This is a genomic window from Pseudomonas sp. SC11 (assembly GCF_047039205.1).
Lineage (GTDB): Bacteria > Pseudomonadota > Gammaproteobacteria > Pseudomonadales > Pseudomonadaceae > Aquipseudomonas > Aquipseudomonas boreofloridensis.
On record NZ_CP178183.1, the window covers coordinates 4,073,106 to 4,096,997 of the forward strand.

Genomic DNA, 23,892 nt, shown 5'->3' on the forward strand with positions numbered 1-23,892 from the left:
CGGCAAGCTGATCGGTGGCGCTCCACGGTGCAGCTTGCAGCTTGTTGGCGCTTGGCGCTGAGCGCCTGCGCTCAGGGCTGGAGTTCCTGGTCGGTGAACAGGTCGCTGAAGAGCATGCTCGACAGGTAGCGCTCGCCGGAGTCAGGGAGAATCACCACCAGCGTCTTGCCTTGCATTTCCGGCTTTTCTGCCAGGCGGACGGCAGCGGCCATGGCGGCGCCGCAGGAGATGCCGCAGAGGATGCCCTCTTCCTGCATCAGACGGATGGCCATGGCCTTGGCTTCTTCGTCGGTGACCAACTCCACCTGATCGACGATCGACAGGTCCAGGTTCTTCGGGATGAAACCGGCACCGATGCCCTGGATCTTGTGCGGGCTTGGCTTGAGCTCCTCACCGGCCAGGGCCTGGGTGATCAGCGGCGAGGCCGCCGGCTCCACCGCCACCGACAGGATCGACTTGCCCTGGGTGTGCTTGAGGTAGCGTGATACGCCGGTGATCGTGCCGCCGGTGCCCACGCCCGCCACCAGCACATCGACCGCGCCGTCGGTGTCGTTCCAGATTTCCGGGCCGGTGGTCTTCTCGTGGATGGCCGGGTTGGCCGGGTTCTCGAACTGGCCTGGCAGGAAGTAACGCGCAGGGTCAGAGGCGACGATCTCGTCGGCCTTCTCGATCGCGCCCTTCATGCCCTTGGCCGGATCGGTCAGCACCAGCTCGGCGCCCAGCGCCTTGAGCACCTTGCGCCGCTCCAGGCTCATGGACGCCGGCATGGTCAGGATCAGCTTGTAGCCACGTGCAGCCGCGACGAAGGCCAGGCCGATGCCAGTGTTGCCCGAGGTCGGTTCGACCAAGGTCATGCCCGGCTTGAGCTTGCCGCTGCCTTCGGCGTCCCAGACCATGTTGGCGCCGATGCGGCACTTGACCGAATAGCCTGGGTTGCGTCCTTCGATCTTGGCCAGAATGGTCACCCCACGCGGGGCGATGCGATTGATCTGCACCAGCGGCGTGTTGCCGATGGAATGGGCGTTGTCGGCGTAGATACGGCTCATGGCTGCAGTCCTTGAATCGTGGGAAACAGGCGGAAAACCTCAAGGGTAAGCCTGCCCCCAGCACGGCGTAAAGCCCGGTCGAACCAAGCCGGGCAACGGGCGGTCAACCGCACAACCTGACCTGGAGACCCTGGGATGAAAGCTCGCTATCGCTGGCCGCTGCTCGGCCTGGCTGGCCTGGTCGTGCTGTTGGTGGCCCTACACCTGGCCCTGCCCTACCTGGTGCGCGACTACCTCAACGACAAGCTGGCCGACATGGGCGACTACCGCGGCCAGGTCAGCGACGTGGACTTGGCCTGGTGGCGCGGGGCCTACCAGATCAACGGGTTGAAGATCGTCAAGACCAGCGGCAAGGTGCCGGTGCCGCTGCTCGATGCACCGCTGATCGACCTGTCGGTGAGCTGGCATGCACTGTGGTACGACCAGGCGGTAGTGGCCGAAGTGGCCTTCGTGCGCCCGGAACTGAACTTCGTCGACGGCGGCAGCAAGCAGAACTCCCAGACCGGTCAGGGCACCGACTGGCGCGCGCAATTGGAAAAGCTGTTGCCGATCACCCTGAACGAGGTGCGCATCGACGACGGCACCCTGACCTTCCGCAACTTCAATTCCAAGCCCCCGGTCAATCTCAAGGCCACTCGACTGCAGGCCAGCATCCGTAACTTGACCAACGTGCGCGACGAGGCTGGCCGGCGCGATGCCAGCTTCCAGGCCACAGCCTTGATCGCCGGCGACGCCAAGGTGGAAAGCCGCGCCACCTTCGATCCGTTCAGCGACTTCGACGACTTCGAGTTCCGCCTGCGGGCCACGGGTATCGAACTGCGCCGCCTCAACGACTTCGCCAGCGCCTACGGCAAATTCGATTTCAATGCCGGTAATGGCGATGTGGTGATCGAAGCCCAGGCCGAAAACGGCCGGCTCAAAGGCTACATCAAGCCGCTGTTGCGCGACGTGGACGTGTTCGACTGGCAGCAGGACGTGGAGAACAAGAACAAGGGCGTGTTCCGCTCGATCTGGGAAGCGCTGGTCGGGGCCAGCGAAACCGTGCTCAAGAACCAGCCGAAGAATCAATTCGCCACCCGCGTCGAGCTCAGCGGCAGCGTTCACCAGCAGGACATCAGCGCTTTCGAGGCATTCCTGCAGATCCTGCGCAATGGCTTCGTCCAGGCCTTCAATGCCCGCTACGAACAGCCCGCGCCGACCTCGAATTGAGCACTGCCTGAAGGGGCATTCAGCCAGTGAATATCGGGTCTGCATTTTCGCTCGCCGGGGTGCGGGTTATAGTCGCGGGCACATTACCGACACGCGTCGTCAGCGGTGCAGCCTTCGCGGATGAACCCGCTCCCCCAAGGCTACCGCTGAGACCTCATAAAGGAACGGCACCATGAAATTCGAAGGCACCCGCAACTACGTCGCCACCGACGACCTGAAGCTGGCGGTCAATGCGGCCATCACCCTCGAACGCCCGCTGCTGGTCAAGGGCGAGCCCGGCACCGGCAAGACCCTGCTCGCCGAACAACTGGCCGAGGCCCTGGGCGCGCGCCTGATCACCTGGCACATCAAGTCCACCACCAAGGCCCAGCAGGGCCTGTACGAGTACGATGCCGTCAGCCGTTTGCGCGACTCGCAGTTGGGCGTGGACAAGGTCCACGACGTGCGCAACTACCTGAAGAAAGGCAAGCTCTGGGAAGCCTTCGAGGCCCAGGAACGGGTCATCCTGCTGATCGACGAAATCGACAAGGCCGACATCGAATTCCCCAACGACCTGTTGCAGGAACTCGACCGCATGGAGTTCTACGTCTACGAGACCGACGAAACCATCAAGGCCGCCCAGCGCCCGATCATCATCATCACCTCCAACAACGAGAAAGAACTGCCCGACGCGTTCCTGCGCCGCTGCTTCTTCCACTACATCGCCTTCCCCGACCGCGACACCCTGCAGCGCATCGTCGATGTGCATTACCCGAACATCAAGGCCTCGCTGGTCAGCGAAGCGCTGGATGTGTTCTTCGACGTGCGCAAGGTGCCGGGCCTGAAGAAAAAGCCTTCCACTTCCGAGCTGGTCGACTGGCTCAAGCTGCTGATGGCCGACGACATCGGCGAAGCGGTGCTGCGCGAGCGCGATCCAACCAAAGCCATTCCACCGCTGGCCGGCGCGCTGGTGAAGAACGAGCAGGACGTGCAACTGCTCGAACGCCTGGCCTTCATGAGCCGTCGCGGCAACCGCTGAGGGCCTGGCCATGCTGCTCAACCTGTTCAACGAACTGCGCGCAGCCAAGGTGCCGGTGTCGCTGCGCGAACTGCTCGACCTGCTCGACGCCCTGCAGCAGCGTGTGGTCTTCGCCGACATGGACGCGTTCTACTACTTGGCCAGGGCCATTCTGGTCAAGGACGAACGGCATTTCGACAAGTTCGACCGCGCCTTTTCCGCCTATTTCAACGGTCTGGAACGCCTCGACCATCACCTTGAGGCGCTGATCCCCGAAGACTGGCTGCGCAAGGAGTTCGAGCGTTCGCTCAGCGCCGAAGAGCGTGCGCAGATCCAGTCCCTGGGCGGGCTGGACAAGCTGATCGAAGCCTTCAAGCAGCGCCTGCAAGAGCAGAAGGAACGTCACGCCGGCGGCAACAAATGGATCGGCACCGGCGGCACCAGCCCGTTCGGCTCGGGCGGTTTCAACCCCGAGGGCATTCGCGTGGGCGATGCCGGGCAGCGCCAGGGCAAGGCGGTCAAGGTGTGGGATCAGCGTGAGTACAAGAACCTCGACGACCAGGTCGAACTGGGCACACGCACCATCAAGATGGCCCTGCGCCGCTTGCGCAAGTTCGCCCGTGAAGGCGCCGCCGAGGAACTCGACATCGACGGCACCATCGACCATACCGCCCGCGATGCCGGGCTGCTGAACATCCAGATGCGCCCGCAGCGACGCAACACCGTCAAGCTGCTGTTGCTGTTCGACATCGGCGGCTCGATGGACGCCCACGTCAAGGTCTGCGAGGAGCTGTTCTCGGCCTGCAAGACCGAGTTCAAGCACCTGGAGTACTACTACTTCCACAACTTCGTCTACGAGACGGTGTGGCGGAACAACCTGCGCCGCAACGCCGAACGCTTCGCCACGTTCGACCTGCTGCACAAGTACGGCGACGACTACAAGGTGGTGTTCGTCGGCGACGCCGCCATGGCGCCGTATGAAATTACCCAGCCGGGCGGCAGTGTCGAGCACTGGAACGAAGAAGCGGGTTATGTGTGGATGCAGCGCTTCAGGGAGAAATTCCGCAAGATCGTGTGGATCAACCCGTATCCCCGGCAGACCTGGGACTACACCGCGTCCACGCACCTGGTGCGTGAACTGATGGAAGACCGCATGTACCCGCTGACCTTGCAGGGCCTGGAAGAAGCGATGCGCTACCTGTCGAAGTAGCGCGACCATTCATCCGCGATGGGCCTTACTGCCAACGTTGCAGATACGCCTGCTGCTCGCGCCATGCAGTGTCCTGCACCACCGCCCTGAAGCGCACTACCGCCCCCGGCATGCACTGCGCCAACTGCGCCAGCGCCAGGGGCGTGAGTGCCCCGAGTCGCGGATAGCCGCCGATGGTCTGGCGGTCGTTGAGCAGCACGATCGGCTGCCCATCCGGCGGCACCTGCACGGCGCCCAGGGGAATGCCTTCGGAAATCATCGGCGGTCCTTGGTACACCAAGGGCGGCCCCAGCAGACGGCTGCCCATGCGGTCCGCTCGGCTGTCCAGGGTCCAGTCGCGGTTGAACGCCTCGAACAGGCTGAGGCCGCTGAACGCGCCGATCTGCGCGCCCATCACCAGGTCCAGTTGTGGCTTGGCCGAAGGGGTCGGGCGCAGGGCGGCAGGCACCTCACGCACCGCTGGCGTGCCCTCGCCGAAGCGCAACGTCTGCCCTTTGGCCAATGGCCCGCCGCAGCCGTCCAGGCCGCCGAGTTGCTCACGTGCCACGGTGGCGCAACTGCCCAGCACCGCCGCCCCGTGAAAACCGCCGGGCGCAGCCACGTAGGCGCGCACGCCCTGGCGGGGCTGCCTGAGGGTCAGGCGCTGGCCTTTACCCAAGGCCAGGCTGCGCCAAGGGGCAACTGGCTGGTCATCGATGCGCGCGTCCAGGTCGGCGCCGGCCAGGGCCACCACGCAGTCCTGCTCGGCCAGCACCGTGAAACCGCCCAGCGCCACCTCCAGCACCGGGGCGTCCAGGGCATTGCCCAGCAGCCAGTTGGCCCAGTACATCGCCACCCAGTCCAGCGCGCCACCCTGGGTCACGCCCAAATGCCGCACACCCAGGCGCCCGCCATCCTGCAACTGGCACAGGGCGGTGCTGGCCTCGATCGTCAACTGCTTCATGCGTAGGCCTCCTGCGGGCGATCGTCGCCGCCCAAGGCGATGAACTCGGCGTGCGACACGGCCACGAAACGCACCCGGTCACCCGGCTGCAACAGGCTGTAGCCGTCACGGTCACGGTCGAACAGGCGCACCGGGGTGCGCCCGAGCAGGTTCCAGCCGCCCGGCGACACCGCCGGATAGGCCGCCGTCTGCCGCTCCGCGATCCCCACGCTGCCAGCGGCTACGCGCTTGCGTGGCGTACTCAGGCGCGGCGTGGCCAGGCGCTCGTCCACCAGGCCCATGAAGCCGAAACCCGGCGCGAAGCCCAGGGCGAACACCGGGTATTCGCGCTCGCTGTGCAGTTGCACGACCTCCTGCTCGCTCAGGCCACTGCGTGCGGCCAGCAAGGGCAGCTCGGGACCGACGCTGGGGTGGTACCACACCGGGATCTCATGGCGGCGTCCGCTGCTGCCTGCGTCAGGCGCAAGTCCCGCCAGCGCCTGGTCGATGCGCGCCCGCGCCGAGGCCGGGGCCAGATCGGACTGCAGCATCAGCGTGGTGTAGGACGGCACCAGGTCGATCAGGTGCGCGCCGAACGCCGCGCGCAGGCGCTGGCTGGCGGCGAGGATCCACGGCATGTTGGCCTCGTCGATGGCGTCGAACAGCCGCACCATCAGGCTGTCGATGGCCACCACTTCGATACGCGGGTTCATCGCGGCGCCCTCATGCCTGCAACGCGTCCAAGGCCTCGCGGATCTGCCGGACGGCCGCCACCGAGCTTTCGTTGTCACCATGCACGCACAGGGTGGCGGCGTTGAGCCGCAGCGCGCTGCCGTCATCGGCCACCAGCGCCTCACCGCGCGCCAGGCGGACAGCCTGCTCCACGACCAGTGCCGGATCGTGATGCACGGCGCCGGGCAGGCGTCGCGACATCAGGTGACCGCTGGCGGTGTAGGCGCGGTCGGCGAAGGCCTCGAACCACAGCGGCACGCCGACCTCCTCGCCCAAGGCCTGCGCGGCGCGGTCGTCGGCGGTGGCCATCAGCATCAGCGGCAGACCGGCCTCGTACGCCGCCACCGCTTCGAGCACGGTCCGCAACTGACGCGGGTCGGCCATCATGTCGTTGTACAGCGCGCCATGGGGCTTGACGTAGGCCACGCGCCCGCCGAGCACCTTGCAGATACCGTCCAGCGCGCCGATCTGGTAATGCAGCAGGTCACGGATCTCCTCGCTGCTGCAGGCCATGGAGCGGCGACCGAAGCCGTTGAGGTCGGGGTACGCCGGGTGTGCGCCGATGCTGACGCCATGCTCCAGCGCCAGGGCGACGGTGCGGCGCATGGTGCCGGGATCGCCGGCATGGTAGCCGCAGGCGATGTTGGCGCAGTCGACGAAGGGCATCACCTCGGCGTCCAGGCCGGTGCGCCAGTTGCCGAAACTTTCGCCCATGTCGCAGTTGAGCAGCAGGCGTTGGCGGTGTGTCGAGGGGTTCATCAGGGCCTCGTCTTGTTGGTATGGTTCGGGGCGAGCCGCGCTGCGGCGTGTGCGTCATTGTCGGAACGCCGCGCAACCGGCGTCCAATGAGAAAAACCTGCGGTCTGGAACAAGAAAAACCGATCGCCCAGCCTTGCGAGCCCTCCATGAACCTGCGCTTTCTCGAAACTTTCGTCTGGGTCGCCCGGCTCAAGAGCTTTCGCCTGACGGCCGAGAAGCTGTTCACCACCCAGGCCTCGGTGTCCAGCCGCATTGCCGCGCTGGAGGCCGACCTGGGCGTGAAGCTGCTGCTGCGCGACTCGCGCGGGGTGAGCCTGACGCCCGAAGGCAGCCGCGTGCTGGAATACGCCGAACGCATGCTCGACACCGCCCAGGCGATGAAGCAGTCGTTGGGCGCCGAGCGCACGCGGGTGGGCCGAGTGCGCCTGGGCATCATGGACACGGTGATCCACACCTGGATGAGCGCGCTGGTGGCTGAGCTGACCGCGCGCTATCCGCAGGTGGAGATCGAACTGGTCGCCGACACCGCGCTGAACCTGCGCGAGCACCTGCACAAGGGCTTCGTCGATGTGATCCTGCAGACCGACCTGCTGCGTGAAGAACGCATTCGCAGCCTGGACCTGGCGCGCTATCCCATGGGCTGGATCGTCGCCAGCGGCTCGGCCCTGCACCGCGAGTACGCCGACCTGGCCGAGCTGGCACGCGAGCGAATCCTCACTTTTTCACGCAACTCGCGTCCGCATCAGGACGTCGCCAGCCTGCTGCAGGCAGCGGGCGCGCACAGGTTGCGGCTCAATTGCGTGAATTCGGTGTCGGCGATCACCCGACTGCTGCGCGACGGCTTCGGCGTCGCTGCACTGCCCCCGGCGCTGGTGGCCAGCGAGCTGGCACGGGGCGAATTGGCCTTGCTCGACGGCCTGCTGGCGCCACCGAGCCTGGAACTGGTGGCGTCCTGGCAGACCGGCGTGGAGCTGGTGGAGGAAGTGGTGGGTGTGTGCCGGCAGGTGCTGGCGCGCTACGCGCAGGAGGCGGGCGAGCGCAGGATCGTGCTGGTGCAGGCAAGTAGAGCCTAGCGCCAGCTCTCCTTCACCGCGCCCCGCCGACCACCGAGGATCACCCAACCGATGCCCAGCAAAAGGCTCTCGACCAGCAGCGCCAGCAGGAACCCGCAACCGATGCCCCAGCCGATCGCCTCGGGCACCAGCAGGATCTGGTAGCTGTAGCCCTTGAGCGTTTCCTCGCGAAGCTGCGGATCGGCCTGCGCCACGACATGCCAGGTACGGCTGACCCAGTTGCCCTGCAACGCCTGCCACTCGCTCTCCAGCAACTGGTTACGGGTCATCAGGCTTTCGATGCTGTTGGCATCGCTGTTGAACACCGGGTCGTCGCTGCTGCGGTAGTGCCGCAGCAGCGCTTGCAGATCGCCGTTGAAGAAGCGCTCGGCGGTTTCCTGGAAGCCCGCCAGGGCCTCGCGCGACTCGAGCATGTGCGCTTCGACGCGCTGACTGTAGTCCTTGACCAACCCCGGCACCTGGATGCCGGCCAGCAGGCCGACGGTGAACAGCAGCAACCGCAGGTAACTTCTGAACATGCTCGCTCCTCAGCCGTTGGCGACGCACTCGCCATGGCGCCACAGGGCCCACTGGCCGGGGGTATAGCGCTGCCAGGTTTCGTTTTCGGTGAGCGCCTCGGTGGCGATCACCGTGACCACGTCGTTGGGGGTGGTTTGCGACTGGAAGTCGACGATCAGGTCGACATCCTTCAGGCGCGCGGCGCCGAACGGGGCGCGCCGGGTGATGTGTACCAGCTTGGTGGAGCAGTAGCAGAACAGCCAGTCGCCGTCGCTGAGCAGGCAGTTGAACACGCCTTTGTCACGGTAACCGGCGCACGCCTCGACCAGCACCGGCAGCAGCGCCTCGGCTTCGACCGGCTCGGGGAAGGCCTCGCGCACGCGGTTGAGCAAGTCGCAGAACGCCGCTTCGCTGTCGGTGTCGCCCACGGGGCGGTAAAAGGTCTTCTCGCCGACGAAGCCTGCCAGTTGACCGTTGTGCGCGAAGCACCAGTTACGCCCCCACAACTCGCGAACGAACGGGTGGGTGTTGGACAGGCAGACCTTGCCGACGTTGGCCTGGCGGATGTGGCCGATGACAACCTCGCTCTTGATCGGGTAGCGCTGCACCAGGTTGGCCACTTCCGATTCGCTGCTGGCGGTCGGGTCCTGGAACAGGCGCAGGCCACGCCCCTCGTAGAAGGCGATACCCCAGCCGTCGCGGTGCGGGCCGGTGCGCCCGCCGCGCTGCATCAGGCCGGTGAAGCTGAAAACGATATCGGTCGGGACGTTGGCGCTCATGCCCAGCAATTCACACATCGACCAGCGCTCCGTGTCAGATCCGGGGTTCGACGCGACCGCCGCCATTGGCGGGACGGCGCGGTGCCGGGGCGGGCGGCTCGCTGCGGTAGCGGTCGCGCGGGTCGACCTGCGGGGCGTCGTCGACCATCGCCTCGTCTTCGGCGGCGCGTCGGCTGGCAGCGGCCTCGGCCCGCGCCTTGCGCTCGCGAGCACGCTTTTCCAGCGGCCAGCGCACCAGCACGAACAGCAGGTACAGGGCGAAGGCGATCATGCCGTACATGGCCAGGTCCGACGCCGCGCGCCAGGCGTTGTTGCCCACCTTGAACGCCAGGTCCAAGGCGGTGATGGCAATGGCCGGGGCGAAGCTGTCCTTGACCGGATCGACGATGGTGGGGCTGAACAGCAGCACGGCCACCAAGACCCGCAGCGGCTCGCGCAGCCAGCGCCACATCCAGCCGGTGAGCTTGAAGGCCACCAGCAGGCAGCCCACGGCAGCAACGGCGTAGAGGCCCCAGGCCAGTGTGTAGTCTTGTTCGATCATGGTGTCCGTGCAAGGCAGGCGAAGAGGCGCCTATGATAAACACTTTTAGGGGCACAGGTGCCCTTTCCATCTCGGGACATTTCATGCCTATCAGACCCCAGCCCCCCATCGCCCGCCAAGCCCCCGGCCACGATCCCTACGCCTGGTTGCAGGAACGCGACAACGCCGAGGTACTGGCCTACCTGGAGCAGGAAAACGCCTACCAGCAGGCGTGCCTGGCCGACCAGGCCGAAATGCGCGAGCAGCTATTCGAGCAGATCAAGGGCCGCATTCTGGAAACCGACCTGTCGCTGCCCTCGCCCTGGGGCCCTTTCCTCTACTACACCCGCACCACCGCCGGCGACGAGTATCCACGTCACTACCGCTGCCCGCGTCCGGCCGACGACAGCCTGCAGGTCGACGAAAGCGCCGAGCAGTTGCTGCTCGACCCCAATGCCCTGGCCGAGGGCGGCTTCCTGGCCCTGGGCGCGTTCAACGTCAGCCCCGACCATCGCCTGCTGGCCTACAGCCTGGACACCCGTGGCGATGAAATCTACACGCTGTACGTCAAGGATCTGGACACCGGCGCCCTCACCGCCCTGCCCTTCGACGACTGCGACGGCAGCCTGACCTGGGCCAACGACAGCCGCACCCTGTTCTTCGCCGAACTGGACGAGACCCACCGGCCGTGGCGCCTGCTGCGCCACACCTTGGGCGAGGCCGACGCGACGCAGGTCTTCGAAGAAGCGGACGGACGCTTTTTCCTGCACTGCTACCGCAGCAGCTCGGAGCGTCAGTTGGTGCTGCTGCTCAACAGCAAGACCACCAGCGAGGCCTGGGTGCTCGATGCCCAGACGCCCAAGGCGCCCTTCACCTGCCTGGCGCCACGGGTCGAAGGCCACGAATACTTCCCCGACCACGGCCAACTCGACGGCCAATGGCGCTGGTTCATCCGCAGCAACCAGGATGGCATCAACTTCGCCCTGTTCCATGCGCCCGCCGACCGTGTTCCCACCCACGCCCAGTGGCAGGTGCTGGTGGCGCACCGCAACGAGATCATGCTCGAAGGCCTTAGCCTGAATGCCAGCGCGCTGACGCTGAGCCTGCGCGAAGGCGGTCTGCCGATCATCGAGGTGCGTCCCCAGGGTCTGCCGGCCTACCGCGTCGAACTGCCGGACGCGGCCTACAGCTTGTACGTGCAGGACAGCCTGGAGTTCGCCAGCGCGTCTATCCGCCTGCGCTACGAGGCCCTCAACCGCCCCGCCCAGGCGCGCCAGTTGACCCTGGCCAACGGCGCGCAGCAGGTGCTCAAGCAAACGCCAGTGCTGGGCCCGTTCGATGCCGACGACTACGTCAGCCAGCGCCTGTGGGCCACCGCGGCGGACGGCACGCAGGTGCCGATCAGCCTGGTGCGCCGACGCCAGGACCTGGGCCGCAGCGTGCCACTGTACCTGTATGGCTACGGCGCCTACGGCGAAAGCCTGGACCCCTGGTTCTCCCACGCTCGCCTGAGCCTGCTCGAGCGCGGCGTGGCCTTCGCCATCGCCCACGTGCGCGGCGGCGGTGAGCTGGGCGAAGCCTGGTATCGCGCCGGCAAGCAGGCGCACAAACAGAACAGTTTCGACGACTTCATCGCCTGTGCCGAACACTTGATCGCCCAAGGCGTGACCCGCTCCGAGCAATTGGCGATCAGCGGTGGCAGCGCCGGCGGCCTGCTGATCGGCGCCGTGCTCAACCAGCGTCCCGAGCTGTTCCGTTGCGCCATTGCCGAAGTACCCTTCGTCGATGTGCTCAACACCATGCTCGACCCCGAGCTGCCGTTGACCGTCACCGAGTACGACGAGTGGGGCAACCCCGAAGAGCCCGAGGTGTACGCGCGCATCCAGGCCTATGCGCCCTACGAGAACGTCAAGGCCCAGGCCTACCCGGCGATGCTGGTGGTGGCTGGCTATAACGACAGCCGCGTGCAGTACTGGGAGGCGGCCAAGTGGGTGGCCCGGCTGCGCACCCGCAAGACCGACGACAACCTGCTGCTGCTCAAGACCGAAATGGGCGCCGGCCACGGCGGCATGAGCGGGCGCTACCAGGGCTTGCGCGACGTGGCCCTGGAGTACGCCTTCGTGCTCGATGAGCTGGGCGTTACGCGCTAGCGTCAGTCGCTTTTGACCGGCGGCGCGGGCGACAGGCCCGGCAAGGGCTGATCCTTCGGCGGCCCTGGCTTGGGCATGGGCGGCAACAGCGGCCCGCCGGCCTCGCTGCCGCCGGCCTTAGGCGGCACGCTCGGGGTGATCTGTGGATAGGGCGTGGGCGTGGGCGTACCCGGCGCGCCGGGCGCCGGGGCCAAACCGCCCGAAGGCTGGCCGGCAAGCGCGGCGCACGGCGCGGCGAGCAGCCACACACTGGCAAGCAGTACAGGCAACATCGATCACCTCCCGTCCGGAACCTGCCTACAGGCTACGCCCAATCGCGCGCGTTTGCCTGTGCGCTGCACCGCAGTCGCGCTAGACTCAGCGCAACCACCGTCATAGCCCTGATAACGATAAAGGTAACACCATGAGCTCGGCCTCCACCTCCGCCGCCACCGCCCGTCTCGACCGCATCCTCGCCGACGCCAAGCGCGACAAGGAAATGGGCTACCGCGACAAGGCGCTGAAGATGTACCCGCACGTCTGCGGACGCTGCGCCCGTGAATTCGCCGGCAAGCGCCTGTCGGAACTCACCGTGCACCACCGCGACCACAACCACGACAACAATCCCCAGGACGGCTCGAACTGGGAACTGCTGTGCCTGTATTGCCACGACAACGAACACTCGCGCTACACCGACCAGCAATACTTCGGCGAAGGGTCGCTGAGCACGCCCAAGACCAATGTGGCCACGCACAACCCCTTCGCCGGCCTCGCCGCGCTGATGAACAAGGACTGACCGTCCAATCGCGCCCACACGACGTCGGCGAGCCCGTATAATCGCGCTCTTTTTTTGCGAAGGGCCCCGACTCGTGGCGAACAAACGGTACAGCTGCATCGGCCTGTTCAACCCCAAATCCGCGGAAAACGTCGGCTCGGTGATGCGCGCCGCAGGCTGCTACGGGGTCAACTCGGTGTTCTACACCGGCAAGCGCTACGAGCGCGCCCGCGACTTCGTCACCGACACCAAGCGCGTGCACTACGACATCCCGCTGATCGGCATCGACGATCTGCAGCGCATCATCCCGCTGGGCTGCACGCCGGTGGCGGTGGAGTTGGTCGAGGGCGCCCGGCCGCTGCCGGAATACACCCACCCCGACCGGGCGATCTACATCTTCGGCCCCGAAGACGGCAGCCTGGACGACAGCGTGCGCGCCTGGTGCGAGGAAACCATCTACATCCCCACCCACGGCTGCATGAACCTGGCCGCGACGGTCAACGTGGTGCTCTACGACCGCCTGGCCAAGGGCCTGAACACCCGCTCGGGGCCGAAGTTCAAGTAGTGGTGCGCAGCGGCCAGCGCCGCCGTGCACAGGACCGCGCGCCTTGGCACCTCCTCACGACGCGTTGATCCAGATGGTCTTGAGCTCGGTGTACTGATCGTGCGCCCAGATCGACTTGTCGCGCCCACCAAACCCGGACTCCTTGTAGCCGCCGAACGGCGTCGAGGCATCGCCTTCGCCGAAGCAGTTCACCGTCACCACACCGGCGCGGATTTCCCGCGACAGGCGCAACGCGTTGCGCAGACTGCCGGTATAGGCGGATGCGGCCAGTCCATAGACCGTGTCGTTGGCGATCTCGATCGCCTCGTCGAGGGTCTTGAAACTGGTCACGCTCAGCACCGGGCCGAAGATTTCTTCGACGAACAATCGGTTGTCCCTGCTCACGTTGTCGACGATGGTCGGCTGCACGAATACCCCAGCCTGGGTTTGCCCGCCCTGAACCACAGCAAGCTGCTGTTCAGCCGCATACGCCAGGTACGACTTGACCTTCTCGAAGTGCGCCTTGCTGACCATCGCCCCCAGACGATTCTGCGGATCGAGCGGATCACCCAGCTTCCAGTCCTGCAGATGCTTGCCGATCAGCCCCAGCAGCGCGTCCTTGACGTCCTCGTGAACGATCAGCCGCGAAGACGCCGAACAGTTCTCACCCATGTTCCAGAAAGCCCCGGCGGTCACGAACTGGGCCACCTCGTCGAGGTTCTCGCAATCGTTCATGACCACCGCAGGGTTCTTGCCGCCCAGCTCCAGGACGACGCGCTTGAGGTTGGATTCCGAGGCGTACTTGAGGAACAGCCTGCCGGTGTCGGTCGAACCGGTGAAACTGACCATCGAAATGTCCATGTGCCGGCCGATGGCCTCGCCCACTTCGCGGCCGCCGCCCGGCACCAGGTTGAACACCCCCGCCGGAATGCCCGCCTCATGGGCCAGTTCCGCCACACGCAGGGCGCTGAGCGTGGTTTCCTTGGCAGGTTTGACCACGATAGAGCAGCCCGCAGCCAACGACGGAGCGATCTTCCAGGCCAGCATCAGTAGCGGAAAGTTCCAGGGCAGCACCAGGCCGACCACGCCGATGGCTTCGCGCACCACCAACGTCACCGCGTCGTGACCGGTGGGCGCGGTCGCGTCGTAGATCTTGTCGATCAGTTCCGCGTGCCAGCGCAGGGTATGAATGGTTTCCGGGACATCGACGGTCTGGCATTCGCTCACCGGTTTGCCGCTGTCCAGGCTTTCCAGCACTGCCAGCTCATGGGCATTGTCCTCCAGCAGTTGGGCGAACCTGAGCAGCAAGCGCTTGCGCTCGCCGGGCTGCAGCTTGGACCAGGAGCCGGCCTCGAACACGCGCTTGGCAGCCGCCACGGCCACGTCGACGTCGTGCCTGTCGCAGGCGGCAACTTCGGCCAGTGGCTGGCCGGTGGCCGGATTGGTGGTGACGAAGGTTCTGCCGCCGATCGCATCGCGGAACTCACCGTCGATGAACGCCTGCGTGCGCGGTTGCAATCTGGCAGCGATGGCCGCGTATTCGGCCTTGCTCAACAATGGGGCCATGGTCCTGTTCTCCTCAATTGATCTTGGCGATGGTGGCCTTGAGTTCGCTGACCACTTGGGCGAGCACTTGCTGCTCGGCCACATCGAGGTCTTGCAACGGCTTGCGCACTCCTGCGCTCTTCAGGCCATTGAGCGCCACGCCATGCTTGATCGATTGCACGAACTTGCCGCCCTCGAGGACGTCCATCAGCGGCATCAGGGCGGCCATGATCCGGCGGCCCTTGTCGAAGTTCTTCTCGACCACGCAGGCCTCGTACAGCGCCACATGTTCACGCGGGATGAAGTTGGAGCCGGCGCAGACCCAGCTCTTCGCGCCCCAGGCGAAGAATTCGAGGGCCTGATCGTCCCAACCGCAGGACAACTGGATGTGCGGCCGGCGCGTCGCCAAGCGGTGCAACTGGCCCATGTCACCGGAGCTTTCCTTGATGGCGACGATGTTTCCGACTTCAGCCACGGCGTCGAAGAACGCATCGCCCATGCCCACGCCCATGCGGCCTGGGTAGTTGTAGAGCATGATCGGCAAACCGGCGGCGGCGTCCACCGCCTTCACGTGCAACGCGATTTCCTGCTGGGTGGGCAGTGCATAGGGTGGGGTTCCGACCAGCAGTGCGTCGGCCTGGATCTGCCTGGCGTGTTCGGCGAAGGCCACCGCATCTTCGGTGCGAATGCCACCGGTCCCGACGATCAGCGGCAAGCGCCCGTGGAGCACGTCCTTGGCCTTGGCAGCCAGGTCGATCCGCTCCTGGGCGGTGTGCGCGTAGTACTCCCCGGTCGAGCCGCCGATGATGACGCCATGGATTTTCGCCTCGACCAGGTATTCGAGGACTTCGGCGAATGCAGCCATGTCGATCGAGCCATCGGCAGCCAGCGGGGTGATAGCAGGGGTGTAGATACCTTCGAAGTGCATGACGGGTTCTCCTGTGAATGCAAAGGGTGTCGGCCGCACCGAGACATCGGCGCGGCCGGAGGGATCAGCTCAGCGAGGCTGCTTGTTGCAGATTCAGCGAACGGGTTTCAGGCGCCAGCGCCCAGGACACGACCAGGCCGAGCAAGGTGACCGCCGCAGCGGCGTACATGGTGAAGGCGATGCCGTAGCGATCGAGCACTATCGGCACCAGCCAGGTACCGATAGCCGCACCGACCCGTGACAGCGACGTCCCCACGCCGACGGCGTTGGCGCGGATCTCGGTGGGGAACAGTTCGTTGGGGTACACCAGTTGCAGGACCTGGGCGCCACCGATGAACAGCGCATAGGCACCGAACAAGGCGAGGATCAGCCACTCGGCGCCGGCGTGGAAAACGCCCAGCCCCAGCAATGCCAGGCCCGACCAGAAGAAGCTGTGGATCAGCATGCTGCGCCGGCCCATGCCATTGATCAGGCGCGTGGCGATGATGCACCCGACCACGAACAGCAAGGTGATCGCCACCGAGCCGAACGAGGCCCAGTCCCCTTTCAGGTTGAGCGCGCCGAGCACCTTGGGCGCGAAGGCGTACACGGCGAACACCGGGATCACCGAGCAGGACCAGAACACGGCGACGAACATCATGCGTTTGCCGTAGCCCGAGTGCAGCAGGCTGCGAAATGACAGCGTCTGCTGCTCGGGCTCCTCGGGCAGGTTGAGCAGGCCGAAATCGTTGCCGTATACGCTGCGAATCACGACCTCGGCTTGCTCCGCTCGCCCTTTGCTGAGCAACCAGCGTGGCGACTCGGGCGTGCCGATGCGCACCACGAACAACAGCGCACCGATCAACGCCGGGCTGGCCAGCACCAGACGCCAGGCATCGTCGCCCCCTTGGCGCAGGAGGAAATCGCCGAGCATGTAGGCGAAGGCGGCACCGGCGAACCACAGAATGGTCAACGTGGCCAGGCGCGGACCGCGGTTGCGCTTGGGCAGAAACTCGACCAGCAGCGAGGTCGCTACCGGGTACTCGATACCGACCGCGACGCCCACCACGAAGCGCAGCAGGAACAGCGCCATTGCCGACTCCACCCAGAACTGGCTGAGCGAAGCGAGAATGAACAAGGTCGGACCGACGAAGAACACCCGCTTGCGACCGAAACGGTCGGTCAGCCAGCCGCCCAGGAAACCACCGAAGAAAATGCCGATCAGCGCCGACGCGGCAATCATGCCCTGCCAGAAGCTGTCCAACGACAGTCCGGCGGTCATCTGCACCATGGCGACACCGATGATGCTCAGCACGTAACCATCGACGAAAGAGCCACCGCCGGAACGCACGGTGAGCCACTGATGAAAGCGATTAAGCGGTACGTCTTCGATTGATACAGTATTCGTTGTCATTATTTTTCCCCTGCCAATATCGAACGCAGGCCGTTTTCAGGACGCACGAACCCGCGACACTGAACTTGGCGTCAGCGACGGGAGCCCGAAGTTGTTCTTCGAACCGAAACAGCACGCAATGGAAAGTGCAGGCCGGACTTACCGAGTCCAGCGAATATCAAGTGATGTCGAACGCTTCAATGCCCTTCAGCTTTCTTGCCCGGCGCGGTATTGCCCCCACTTCAGATTGAAATTGAGCCCCAGCGACACCAGCGGCGCCGGGGGGTTGGCACTGGGTCCAGGCGTGTCGAGGACGAACTGGATCAATTCATTGCGTTGGCCTGCCAACCAGTCGCCGAGCAACTTTCCGGTCGCCGTGCCACGGGTCACGCCCAAGCCATTGCAGCCCAACGCACCGTAGACATTGGGCGCCAACTTGCCGAAATGCCCCATGTGATTGCGCGACATCGCCAATGCGCCACCCCAGGTGTATTCGAACGGCAGCGCCGGCAACATCGGAAACCGCCGGGCAAAGGATTGGCGATGCCGCTGGGCGACCCGGGCGAGGTATCTGGCGTTGGCCCGACCGTCCGGGTTGAAGCTGAAACTGTTGCGGATCAGCAACCGGTTATCCGGCGTGCGGCGCACCGTGGTGCCGAAAGGATCGGCCGGAATCAGCCCCCAGTAGGGCTTGCCGCCCAGGCTCGCCTGCTCTTGCGCCGTCATCGGCCGAGTCAGGCTGGCGTAGGTGAAGACCGGCAGCATGCGGCCTTTGAGAAATCCGAAATTCATACCAAAGGCGTTGGTGGTGAGCACCAACTGATCGGCCGTGATCGACCCTCGCGCATGGGTGAGCACCGTCTTGGTGCCGTACTGCACGTCGGTGATCGGCGTATGCTCGTACAGCGTCACGTTGGCCGGCAAGTTATCGGCCAGCCCCTTGACCAGCGCCGAGGGCTGGATCAAGGACGTGCCCGGGGTGAACAGCGCCTGGCGATAAAAATCGGTCCCGATGTGCTCCGGCAGTTCGCCGGCCTCGAGCATCTGATAAGGCTGATCGAGCCGGTCCAGGCCGCGGCGGTAAGCCTCGAGCACGGCAATGCCGCGTGGCTCGACAGCGGCCTGGTACTTGCCGCAATGCGTCATCTGGCACTCGATGGCGTAGCGCTGGACCAGTTCCTTGAGAAACGACTGGCCGCTGAGGTTGAGCTTGAGCGTCTTGCGGGCGATGGCGATATCACCGATGTAGTCTTCAGCGCCGATGTCATGGGGCAAGTCGATGGCGAAGCCCGCGTTGCGCCCGGATGCGCCATAGCCGACCTCCTGGGCTTCGATCAGCACCACCTGATCGTCAGGAAAATGCACAGCCAACTGACGCGCGGCGGCAAGCCCGGTAAAGCCGGCGCCGACCACGACCCACCGCGCCTGACTATGGCCGCTGTGGGCAGGCGCGACGCGGCGCCCTTGGCTGAGGTGATACCAGCCACAGGTGCTGTCGTCGGCGGGCAACGAGGTGATCTTTGTCATGTAGGAACCCGATATTGTTGTTAGCGTCTGTTCCTCATCACGCTCGCCCCTGCCAGCGTCCTGCCGGCGTCCAGGGTGACGGTGAGTGCTGCAGCTACAAGGCCAATGCCACTTCCATTCCCTGGGGCGCCGCGTATTCGGCCATGCGGCGCCGGGACAGCTCGAAGTGCTCGCGCACCAGCTCCCCAGCAGTCTGTGGATCGCGACCCTTGATCGCTTCGATCATCTGATCGTGCTGCACGCAGGCCAGCTCCAGGTCGCGCTGCATGTCATCGGTGGTCGGGTGACGGTAGAAAATCTTGCCCAGGCGGGTGTGGTCGATCAGCAGCCGTCGCAGGCTGGGCATCAGGTAGTCGTTGTGCGCCATCTTGCCGATCTGCAGGTGGAAAGCGTCGTTGTACAGCACGCGGTTCTCCACATCCTGTTGCTCGATCGCCGCACGAAACAGCGCCTGTATTCCCTTGAGCTCGTCGATTTCTTCGGCACTGGCATGGGTCGCCGCCAATTGCGTGGTGGCGATGTAGATCAGCGGCGCAGCCAGGAAAAAGCTGTGCAGAGAGTCATGGTTCATCGCCGCAACGCGCGGGGCGCGATTGGCTTCCAGTTCGATGTAGCCCTCGGCAGCGATCTGACGCAGCAGTTCACGCACTGGCGGTCGCGACAAACCGAATTCTTCGCACAGTGCCAGCTCGTCCACGCCGGCACCGGGCGCCAGCTCCATGCTCAGAATGCGTCGGCGCAGGGCATCGGCCAGCACCGCCTTGCGATCAGGCGCGACTGCGGGGGCGTGGTGGTCATCGTGACTGACGTTCATGGCGGCTTTTCGAGTGCTCATAGGTCTATGTCTACAATTTGTATAACGAATATAGGGACGCTTTAGACAATTTGTCTACAGCGAATCAGGCGAGGGGTCGGCCTCAGACAAAGGCGTCGCTATTTGACCATAAGTGGGTGTCGGCGCGAGGTAAACCCGCGTCTTGGCCAGACCTCGACGCAATGTATACACAAAGAATACAATCAGTCGCGCGCGCTTTTTCCTCCTCTTTCACTTTGCGAGGCGCCTCACGTTGATTGCCAAGAGAACGTTCGGTTCGGCCCTGCATGGCCCCAACTCCCGCTTCATTCCTGCCGACCTGGAGACCGACGGCCCTGCCCTGAACGTAGGCTTCCTGCTGCTGGAGCACTTCTCCCTGTTGGCCTTCACCCAGGCGCTGGACGCACTGGTCACCGCCAACCTGATCCAGCCCGGCGCCTTCAGCCACAGCACCTGCAGCCTGAATAGCGCAGCACTGACCAGTGACCTGGCCATCCTGATCGGCCCTAGCGCAAGCCTGAGCGAATGCGTGGCCCAGCCGTTGGACCTGCTGGTGATCTGTGGCGGGCTGCGGACCCCGTTGACGTTGCCCGAGGATCTGGCGACAAACTTGCAGGAACTGGCCCGCCGAAAGGTGGCTTTGGCCGGCCTGTGGAACGGTGCCTGGTTCCTCGGCAGGGCTGGGCTGCTCGACGGCTATCGATGTGCGGTACACCCAGAACATCGCGCGGCGCTCGCCGAAATTGCGCGCCATGGACAAGTGAGCAGCGAGGCCTACTGCATTGATCGCGACCGGCTCAGCGCGGCCAGTCCGGCGGGTGCGTTGAGCATGATGCTGGAGTGGATCGGCCAGCGCCGGGGCCCTGCCCTGGCCGAAGGCATCACAGCCATTCTTGCCTTCGAGTCCTCGCGCTACCGACGTACGACTCCGGCTGCGCAAGCCAACATCAGCGAGCCGCTGCGCGAAGCGATCACCCTGATGAGCGCCAATCTTGAGGAGCCGCTCAGCCAGGACCAGCTCGCGGCATACGTCGGACGCTCCAAACGTCAGATTGGTCGGCTGTTTCAGCGTCAACTCAACACCACACCGGTGCGCTACTACCTGGAGCTGCGGATCACCGAAAGCAGGCGCCTGCTGCAACATTCGGATCTGCCGATCATGGAGGTCGCCGTCGCCTGCGGCTTCGTCTCGGCCAGCCACTTCAGCAAGTGCTATCGATCGTTCTTTGGCTATGGGCCTTCTCGGGAAAAACGCCAGGGCTGCGTCAAGGGCGGCCGACGCCCTGCGAGCCACGCTCACTGAGTCCGCAGCCCATCACGCGCACGGGCCGCTGAGCGATTGTACTGAACGCCAGTCGTGCCCCTGGGTCAGCTGATGAACCCACCCCATCAGGAGATTCCGCCATGTTCGATATCCACTCACCCGCTGCCGAGCACGATCACAACGTCACAGGCTGGGAACGCGTCAGCTCGCTGGCCGGTGGTGCACTGATGGTCAGCAAAGGCATGCGCCGTGGTGGCCTGATCGGCCTGCTGCAGGTAACGGTTGGCGGCCTCGCGCTGGCCCGCGGGCTCAAAGGCCAGTGCCAGGCCAAGGCGTGGCTGCAGAAACAGCGCGCGGACTACCGTCGCCTGAACGCCGAAATTGATCGCGGCGCCGCCGAGCTCAGGGCACTCAAGGACAGCGCCGAATCGGCCACGCGCACAGTGACCGTGACCGGCAAGGATCCACTGAGCGAGGTCTGAGGGCTGCCGCTCAGCGCAGCAGTTTGCTCTGCAGGACGTCGGACTGGCGCCCCAGCACACGCTCGCTGATCTGCACGAATTCCTCCGTGCTCACGCTGGGCAGACGCATCAGGGCACGGGTGACGTCGTCCAGCGAGCGCTGGTCGTGGGTGTGCAGACGAATCTCGCGATCCAGCGCCTGTAGCAGCAACACGCCGCGGGCCACCTGTGCCGCGTCGGCCTGATCGCCGCGCAGCGTGCCTACCTGGGCGCTGTCGTTCTGCAAGCGTGCTTGCACGACGCGGTAGCGGTCATCGCTGAGTCCGCCAGCGCGGCGCAGCAGTTCGGTGGCGTAGTAGTCGGTGAGGCTCTCGCCCAGCCAGTCGCTGCGCTCGCGGTCCTTGATCTGCGCGAACACCTGCACCAGTTCGCGCAGCATCGCACTGCTACCGTTCTCGCCAATCAATGCGCGGCCGCTGTGCAGGTACAGCGAGTTGTGAGAGGCCCGAGCGCCGCGCATCACGTCGTCACGCGCGCCGACCACCAGCAGCTTGGCCGGCGTTCGCGGGAAGACCGCTTGCACCTGCGGCCACACGAACGTGAGCAATGTCAGGGTGTCCATGCGTCGCATGCCCTGCCCTTGCGGCGCGGCCACCGTCACTTCGGTATCGCCCAGGCGGGCGCGTCGACTGCCCAGGTTGCCCGCCAGCATCCAGCCAGTGGGCCGGTCGAACAGCCGCGAGACGTCATCGATACGGAACCTGCGCTTGCCGATGCGCGGCCAGGCCGTCTCCACGCTTTGCCAGCCCGACGGCAGCTCGAAACTCAGGCGCGCCACCAGCTCGGTGCCGTCCTGCTGATCCAGGCGTGCAGCCGGCACCAGTTGCTCACCGCGCCACAACGCCCAGTGTGGCGTGATCCGCGATTCGTGGGCGCTGTTCGCCGGTTTGACGTCCAACTGCACCCGGTAGCTGAGACGGGTCTTGCCGGGGCCGGGTTGCCAGACGCCACGACCGTCGTGCGCCTGCCACTGGCCGTCGGCCTGGAAATCGCTGTAGACGCCCTGACGCCCGAGATCGAAGTCCAGGCTGCGCACGGCGCTGCCATCGGCCAGGGTCACACGCACCTCAGCCTGGCCGCTTTTGGGCAACAGGCGCACCTGATAATCCAGATCGACCTTCTTCGCCCAGGCCGGCACGCTGACCAGCAGACCTAGCAGCAACAACCACGGGCGCATATTCAGGTTCCTCATTCGGCAACAGGACAGACGCCGGGGCTCAACCGGCGCGGAAAATCAGATGGTCTTCCCAATCGTCTTCGTCGACATCGTTCTCGCTGAACATGCGTCCGGATTGGGAAATGCGCTGCTCATGGACTTGCTCGCGATCGCCGCACACCAGGTGATGCCAGGCCGGCAGGTCCTTGCCCTCACTGACCAGACGATAGCCACAGGTGGTCGGCAGCCACTTGAACTGGTCGGCCTTGCCCGGCGTGAGCTGGATGCAATCGGGCACTTGGGCGAAGCGCCCGGGGTAGTCGCTGCACTGGCAGGATTTCAGGTCCAGCAGTTTGCAGGCGATACGCGTGTAATAAATGCTGTTGTCGTCCTCGTCTTCGAGCTTCTGCAGACAGCACAGCCCGCAGCCGTCGCAGAGCGATTCCCACTCGTGCGCATCGAGCTGGTCGAGGGTCTTGCGCCGCCAGAACGGCGCGGTGTCGGCGATCATCAGACAGGTTCCTGCAGTCACGGAAAAGGCCGCGGCGCGCGGCGGCGCCAGTCTAGAGCCTGTCCCGGCGCAATGCCAGACCGCCGGTCAGCGCCCAGACCCTGCGCTGGCCAGGGGAAACGGGTTAATAGCCTCGGGCGAAATCCACTTCACCGCGCACGGGCTGCCCCGCCGTATAGGCCCGCAGGTTGTCGATGAACAGTCGCACCATGGCCTCGGGCGAGGTCGGTGCCGAGCTGTGCCCGGTCAGCAGCAAGCCCCAGGCGGTCCAGAACGGATGGCGCTGCGGCAGCGGCTCCTGCCGGCACACGTCGATCACCGCACCGGCCAGGTGACCGTTCTTGAGCGCCTCGACCAGGTCGGCATCGACCACCGCCACCCCGCGTCCGGCATTGATGAACAGCGCCGTGGGCTTGAAGCGCTGGAACAGCGCGGCATCGTACAGGTCGTGGGTGGCCGGGGTGTCGGGTAGCAGGTTGAGCACGTAGTCGACCTCTGCCACCCGCTGCGGCAGCGCCTCCAGCCCGGCCACTTCGACGAACGGCGCCTGCTCGCGCGGTGTACTGGCGATGCCGTACAGGGTCACGCCGAACGGCAGCAGGAACTCGGCGACGCGCTGGCCGATGTCGCCGGTGCCGACGATCAGCACCTTGCGCCCTTGCAGGCTGTTTCCCGGGCGACCGTCCCAGCGCCGCTCCACCTGGCTGACCAGGCGCGCCAGCACGTCACGCTCGTGAATCAGCATGTAGGTGAGCATGTATTCGGCCATGACCTGACCGAAAATGCCCACGGCGCGGCTCAGCCGATAGTCACGCGGCAGGCCCTCGGCCAGCAGCGGGGTGATACCGGCCCAGGTGGACTGCAGCCAGGCCGGGACGTGCCCCTGGCGCAGCAGGCTGGCGACCAGGTGCGGCTCGCCCAGCCATACCGGGCACTGCGGCGCCTGACGCGCCAGCTCGGCGGAATCGCCACTGGTCAGGACCTCCAGGTCCGGTGCCAGCTCGCCCAGCAGGCGAGCGTAAAGGGCATGATCCTGTTCAGCGATCAAAACGCGCATTTCT

25 protein-coding genes are annotated in these 23,892 nt (G+C 65.3%); 9 read left to right on the forward strand and 16 right to left on the reverse strand.

All coding sequences use genetic code 11. The features are described 5' to 3' along the window. Window positions 1-71 precede the first annotated feature (71 nt). Window positions 72-1,046, reverse strand: coding sequence for a cysteine synthase A (gene cysK / locus ACK2SD_RS18140; protein WP_039576116.1), 975 nt, complete (start codon window positions 1,044-1,046; stop codon window positions 72-74). A 135-nt stretch (window positions 1,047-1,181) separates the two neighbouring features. Between cysK and ACK2SD_RS18145 the strand changes: the two genes are divergently transcribed. From ACK2SD_RS18145 to ACK2SD_RS18155, 3 genes are all read left to right on the forward strand, one after another. Then, entirely contained in the window at window positions 1,182-2,255 is a 1,074-nt protein-coding gene (locus ACK2SD_RS18145) for a DUF748 domain-containing protein (RefSeq protein WP_029613697.1), read from the forward strand. A gap of 172 nt (window positions 2,256-2,427) precedes the next feature. Next, window positions 2,428-3,273 (forward strand): AAA family ATPase, encoded by an 846-nt coding sequence (locus ACK2SD_RS18150; protein ID WP_029613698.1) that lies wholly within the window; start codon window positions 2,428-2,430, stop codon window positions 3,271-3,273. A gap of 10 nt (window positions 3,274-3,283) precedes the next feature. Beyond that, complete coding sequence (locus tag ACK2SD_RS18155) at window positions 3,284-4,462, forward strand: vWA domain-containing protein (RefSeq protein ID WP_412460506.1); 1,179 nt, start codon at window positions 3,284-3,286, stop codon at window positions 4,460-4,462. A gap of 25 nt (window positions 4,463-4,487) precedes the next feature. Here the strand turns inward: ACK2SD_RS18155 and ACK2SD_RS18160 are convergent, their stop codons facing one another. From ACK2SD_RS18160 to ACK2SD_RS18170, 3 genes are read right to left on the reverse strand one after another with little or no spacing between them, the layout of a single operon-like run. Next, on the reverse strand, window positions 4,488-5,405 hold the full coding sequence (locus ACK2SD_RS18160; protein WP_412460507.1) for a biotin-dependent carboxyltransferase family protein: 918 nt from the start codon (window positions 5,403-5,405) through the stop codon (window positions 4,488-4,490). Beyond that, the gene (gene pxpB, locus ACK2SD_RS18165; RefSeq protein WP_412460508.1) at window positions 5,402-6,097 is read right to left on the reverse strand and encodes a 5-oxoprolinase subunit PxpB; all 696 of its coding nucleotides are present in this window, start codon (window positions 6,095-6,097) and stop codon (window positions 5,402-5,404) included. Before pxpB ends, ACK2SD_RS18160 begins: the two co-directional genes overlap by 4 nt. A 10-nt stretch (window positions 6,098-6,107) precedes the next feature. Beyond that, complete coding sequence (locus ACK2SD_RS18170) at window positions 6,108-6,875, reverse strand: 5-oxoprolinase subunit PxpA (protein WP_412460509.1); 768 nt, start codon at window positions 6,873-6,875, stop codon at window positions 6,108-6,110. A 146-nt stretch (window positions 6,876-7,021) separates the two neighbouring features. On the opposite strand from ACK2SD_RS18170, the gene ACK2SD_RS18175 reads away from it, so the two are divergent. Continuing rightward, window positions 7,022-7,948 carry a LysR family transcriptional regulator gene (locus ACK2SD_RS18175; RefSeq protein ID WP_412460510.1) on the forward strand — a complete coding sequence of 309 codons (927 nt, stop codon included), beginning with the start codon at window positions 7,022-7,024 and terminating at the stop codon, window positions 7,946-7,948. On the opposite strand, the gene ACK2SD_RS18180 is transcribed toward ACK2SD_RS18175, so the two are convergent. The 3 genes from ACK2SD_RS18180 to ACK2SD_RS18190 are packed head-to-tail and all read right to left on the reverse strand — an operon-like array spanning window position 7,945 to window position 9,766. Beyond that, window positions 7,945-8,466, reverse strand: a complete 522-nt coding sequence (locus ACK2SD_RS18180; RefSeq protein ID WP_039576106.1) for a DUF2937 family protein — start codon at window positions 8,464-8,466, stop codon at window positions 7,945-7,947. The two genes, ACK2SD_RS18175 and ACK2SD_RS18180, sit on opposite strands and share 4 nt — an antisense overlap. A gap of 9 nt (window positions 8,467-8,475) precedes the next feature. Then, a complete protein-coding gene (locus ACK2SD_RS18185; protein ID WP_029613703.1) occupies window positions 8,476-9,243 on the reverse strand; it encodes a class II glutamine amidotransferase in 768 nt (255 codons plus the stop codon). A gap of 16 nt (window positions 9,244-9,259) precedes the next feature. Continuing rightward, on the reverse strand, window positions 9,260-9,766 hold the full coding sequence (locus ACK2SD_RS18190; protein WP_029613704.1) for a hypothetical protein: 507 nt from the start codon (window positions 9,764-9,766) through the stop codon (window positions 9,260-9,262). An 83-nt stretch (window positions 9,767-9,849) separates the two neighbouring features. Here ACK2SD_RS18190 and ACK2SD_RS18195 point away from each other — a divergent pair, with 83 nt between their 5' ends. Continuing rightward, on the forward strand, window positions 9,850-11,895 hold the full coding sequence (locus ACK2SD_RS18195; protein ID WP_412460511.1) for a S9 family peptidase: 2,046 nt from the start codon (window positions 9,850-9,852) through the stop codon (window positions 11,893-11,895). Window positions 11,896-11,897: 2 nt separating this feature from the next. On the opposite strand, the gene ACK2SD_RS18200 is transcribed toward ACK2SD_RS18195, so the two are convergent. Further along, window positions 11,898-12,167 (reverse strand): hypothetical protein, encoded by a 270-nt coding sequence (locus tag ACK2SD_RS18200; protein ID WP_317872037.1) that lies wholly within the window; start codon window positions 12,165-12,167, stop codon window positions 11,898-11,900. Window positions 12,168-12,298: 131 nt separating this feature from the next. Here ACK2SD_RS18200 and ACK2SD_RS18205 point away from each other — a divergent pair, with 131 nt between their 5' ends. Together ACK2SD_RS18205 and ACK2SD_RS18210 are read left to right on the forward strand one after the other, a co-directional pair. Then, window positions 12,299-12,670, forward strand: coding sequence for a YajD family HNH nuclease (locus tag ACK2SD_RS18205; RefSeq protein WP_029613705.1), 372 nt, complete (start codon window positions 12,299-12,301; stop codon window positions 12,668-12,670). Window positions 12,671-12,743: 73 nt separating this feature from the next. Beyond that, on the forward strand, window positions 12,744-13,214 hold the full coding sequence (locus ACK2SD_RS18210) for an RNA methyltransferase (RefSeq protein ID WP_029613706.1): 471 nt from the start codon (window positions 12,744-12,746) through the stop codon (window positions 13,212-13,214). 54 nt (window positions 13,215-13,268) lie between these two features. On the opposite strand, the gene ACK2SD_RS18215 is transcribed toward ACK2SD_RS18210, so the two are convergent. From ACK2SD_RS18215 to ACK2SD_RS18235, 5 genes are all read right to left on the reverse strand, one after another. Then, the gene (locus ACK2SD_RS18215; protein ID WP_412460512.1) at window positions 13,269-14,759 is read right to left on the reverse strand and encodes an aldehyde dehydrogenase; all 1,491 of its coding nucleotides are present in this window, start codon (window positions 14,757-14,759) and stop codon (window positions 13,269-13,271) included. Window positions 14,760-14,772: 13 nt separating this feature from the next. Further along, window positions 14,773-15,666 (reverse strand): dihydrodipicolinate synthase family protein, encoded by an 894-nt coding sequence (locus ACK2SD_RS18220; RefSeq protein ID WP_412460513.1) that lies wholly within the window; start codon window positions 15,664-15,666, stop codon window positions 14,773-14,775. Between the two features lie 64 nt (window positions 15,667-15,730). Next, window positions 15,731-17,059 carry an MFS transporter gene (locus tag ACK2SD_RS18225; RefSeq protein WP_412460514.1) on the reverse strand — a complete coding sequence of 443 codons (1,329 nt, stop codon included), beginning with the start codon at window positions 17,057-17,059 and terminating at the stop codon, window positions 15,731-15,733. A gap of 186 nt (window positions 17,060-17,245) precedes the next feature. Then, complete coding sequence (locus ACK2SD_RS18230) at window positions 17,246-18,565, reverse strand: NAD(P)/FAD-dependent oxidoreductase (protein ID WP_412460515.1); 1,320 nt, start codon at window positions 18,563-18,565, stop codon at window positions 17,246-17,248. Window positions 18,566-18,659: 94 nt separating this feature from the next. Then, a complete protein-coding gene (locus ACK2SD_RS18235) occupies window positions 18,660-19,379 on the reverse strand; it encodes a GntR family transcriptional regulator (RefSeq protein ID WP_412462338.1) in 720 nt (239 codons plus the stop codon). A 256-nt stretch (window positions 19,380-19,635) separates the two neighbouring features. Between ACK2SD_RS18235 and ACK2SD_RS18240 the strand changes: the two genes are divergently transcribed. Both ACK2SD_RS18240 and ACK2SD_RS18245 read left to right on the forward strand, forming a co-directional pair. Continuing rightward, entirely contained in the window at window positions 19,636-20,682 is a 1,047-nt protein-coding gene (locus tag ACK2SD_RS18240) for a GlxA family transcriptional regulator (protein WP_412462339.1), read from the forward strand. 101 nt (window positions 20,683-20,783) lie between these two features. Then, complete coding sequence (locus ACK2SD_RS18245) at window positions 20,784-21,125, forward strand: DUF2892 domain-containing protein (protein ID WP_039576089.1); 342 nt, start codon at window positions 20,784-20,786, stop codon at window positions 21,123-21,125. Between the two features lie 10 nt (window positions 21,126-21,135). Here the strand turns inward: ACK2SD_RS18245 and ACK2SD_RS18250 are convergent, their stop codons facing one another. The 3 genes from ACK2SD_RS18250 to ACK2SD_RS18260 form a co-directional block, all read right to left on the reverse strand. Further along, window positions 21,136-22,341, reverse strand: coding sequence for a hypothetical protein (locus ACK2SD_RS18250; RefSeq protein WP_317872042.1), 1,206 nt, complete (start codon window positions 22,339-22,341; stop codon window positions 21,136-21,138). 40 nt (window positions 22,342-22,381) lie between these two features. After that, on the reverse strand, window positions 22,382-22,831 hold the full coding sequence (locus ACK2SD_RS18255) for a YcgN family cysteine cluster protein (RefSeq protein ID WP_039576086.1): 450 nt from the start codon (window positions 22,829-22,831) through the stop codon (window positions 22,382-22,384). Between the two features lie 124 nt (window positions 22,832-22,955). After that, window positions 22,956-23,888, reverse strand: coding sequence for a D-2-hydroxyacid dehydrogenase (locus tag ACK2SD_RS18260; RefSeq protein WP_317872043.1), 933 nt, complete (start codon window positions 23,886-23,888; stop codon window positions 22,956-22,958). Between the last annotated feature and the right edge of the window lie 4 nt (window positions 23,889-23,892).